The organism is Streptomyces sp., assembly GCF_035563135.1.
Classification (GTDB): Bacteria; Actinomycetota; Actinomycetes; order Streptomycetales; family Streptomycetaceae; genus Streptomyces.
In genome coordinates this window covers 1-2,464 of record NZ_DATMVN010000889.1, presented here as the reverse complement: position 1 = coordinate 2,464, position 2,464 = coordinate 1, and the positions used below count along the sequence as shown (strand labels likewise).

At 70.1% G+C, this 2,464-nt stretch carries 1 protein-coding gene and 1 pseudogene; one reads left to right on the top strand and one right to left on the bottom strand.

Annotated elements, in window-relative coordinates; genetic code table 11:
• On the top strand, window positions 1-888 hold an 888-nt coding region (locus VN520_RS39500; protein ID WP_325751789.1), incomplete at its 5' end, for an XRE family transcriptional regulator.
• Window positions 889-1,139: 251 nt separating this feature from the next.
• Here the strand turns inward: VN520_RS39500 and VN520_RS39495 are convergent.
• A pseudogene (locus VN520_RS39495) lies at window positions 1,140-2,268 on the bottom strand (IS701 family transposase); the annotation flags it as partial.
• Window positions 2,269-2,464 lie beyond the last annotated feature (196 nt).

Here is a 2,464-nt window from a genome sequence, read left to right as displayed (position 1 = left end):
CCGGATCCGGGCCCCGGCCCCGCCCCGGACCCGACCGCGCCGGACCCGTCCGCCGCAGATCCGTCCGCGCCGGAGGCGCCCCGCGCCCGCCCCCGTCGTGGCGCCCCCGCTCCCCTCCTCATCGCCGCTGCCGTCGCCCTCGTCGTGCTCACCCTCGCCGCCGCCCTGCTCGGCCACCCCACCCGTACGGCTTCCGCCCCTGCTCCCGCTTCCACCGCTCCGGGGCGGACCGCGGCCCCCCTCCCCTTCACCTGGAGCATCGGTTCCCAGATCTGGGAGGGCGGCTGCGGGCACACCTACCTCGTGGACCGGGCCCCCCGCGCGGTCGCCCCGCCGCCGGTCGCGGCCGACTCCGGGGCGTGGGCCGGGACGCACGGTGCCGTGCCCGGCGGGGAGGCGCTGGTGCGGATCACGGTCCAGGGCCGGTCGCCGTCCGACGCCGTCGTCCTCCATGCCCTGCACGTGCGCGTGGTCGACCGCGCCGCGCCGCTGCCGTGGAACGCGTACCGGATGGACAACGGCTGTGGCGGCGCCTTCACCCCGCGCCACTTCGCCGTGGACCTCGACCGGCCGCGCCCGCTCGCGAGGCCCGTCGACGGCCTTGACGCCTCCGGCGCCGAGGTCCGGAAGATCCCGGCCGTCTCCTTCCCGTACAAGGTCACCTCCTCCGACCCCGAGGAGCTGCTGGTCTCCGCGCGGACGGCGGGCTGCGACTGCCGCTGGTACCTGGAGCTGGAGTGGAGCGCCGGGGGCCGTACGGGGACGGTGCGGATCACGGACGGCGGGAAGCCGTTCCGCACGAGCGGGACCAGGGGGAGACCGGCGTACGTGCACGACTCCATCGAAGGGCGCTGGATCACAGACTCGGACTCTGGACAGACCGGGTGACCGATGAGTAACTTCGACTGACATGGGCTGAGCAAGCGCTTAGTGCTCCAGTGGGATTTCGTGTCCTGAGCTGGTTCTTCTTCGGTAGTGGCAGTGTCGGGCTGTGGCTTGGTGGTGTCTGCGCCAGTGGGACCAGTTCAGGGCATGCAGGCGTCTGTCGTGATGGGGCCGGGGGTGGGGCAGGAGAGGGTCCAGCAGGCGCCGGATCTCTGCCACGGTGAGTGGCACGAGGGCTGATCCGTTTCTGCAGCCCCCTTTGCGGCCTCGCCGGCCTGGGCGGCGAGTGCTGTCAGGACGGCGTGGGCGAGCATGGCCAGGGTGATGTGCCGATACCAGCCCGTGTAGCGGCGGACTTCGTACTGGTCCAGGCCGCACTCGTTCTTCGCGGCCTGGAAGCACTCCTCGATCGCCCAGCGGGAACCGGCGATCCGGGCCAGCTCCGGGATATCGGCGCCGACGGGTGCGTAGGCGAGGTAGTAGGCGATCTCGCCGGGGTCGGAGATGCTGCGGCGGGCCATGACTCAGCGGTGATGGGTCGGGGTCGAAGACGATGTTGGCGGGCAGCTTGGCCGCGGCCCAGTCGTAGACGCGTGGCCCCTTTGCCCCGTTGCCGCAGGACAGCCGTTGCCAGGCGTCAGTCGGTGCTTCGTCGATGAGCTGGTCGATGCGCCAGGTGCCGGCCAGGGACTTGATCTGCTGTGACTTAGGCACTGCCACCACGTAGCCGATGTCGAGTTGCTCGAGCAGGCGGCGGAAGTGCCAGTCCTGTCCGTAGGCCTCGTCCGCGGTGACCCACTTGGCGGGCAGGCCGGCGGCCAGGCAGCGGCGGACGATGCCCCGGGCCAGCTCACCCTTGGTCGCAAAGCCGCGTTCGTCGGGGATTTTCGCGACCCGGCAGCGGTCACGGTCGGACGTCCAGGCTTTGGGCAGGTAGAGCTCCCGGTCCACCAGGGCCCGGCCCGAGCCGGTGGCATAGGCGGCGAACACCCCGATCTGGCAGTTGTCGATCTTTCCCGAGGTGCCGGTGTACTGCCGGCCCACCCCGGCCGACGTGGTGCCCTTCTTGATGAACCCCGTGTCGTCGATGATCAGCATCCCGCCCGGACCGAGCCGTTCGGCGACATAGTCGCGCAGGCCGTCCCGGACCGCTTCGACGTCCCAGCGGGCCCCGTTGAGCAGATGCTGCAGGCCCGCCGGATCACGGTGACCGGCCCACTCAGCCAGCTGCCAGCCGTTCTTTCGCCCGACCGGCGCCAGCAGACCCCGCACGTAGTCACGCATCCGCCACCGCAGATCCGCCCGAGCGAACCGACCCGCCACCCGAGCGAACACCGACTCCAACTCGTCCTGCCACTGGCCGACTTCAGTCAACCCCTCCATACCCAGACAACGACAACCACCAGCTCAGGACACGAAATCTCACTGGAGTACTAGGGCCAATACCGGTGATTTAGGTGGTTTTCTGGCGTCTACTGGTTGCTTTGGTGGGTGGGACGAGTGTGATTGCCCTGGTGGGTGGTTGGGGTGGGTTGCGGTGGTGGGTGTGTTTGAGGTGCCAGTTGCTCATCTTGCGTTT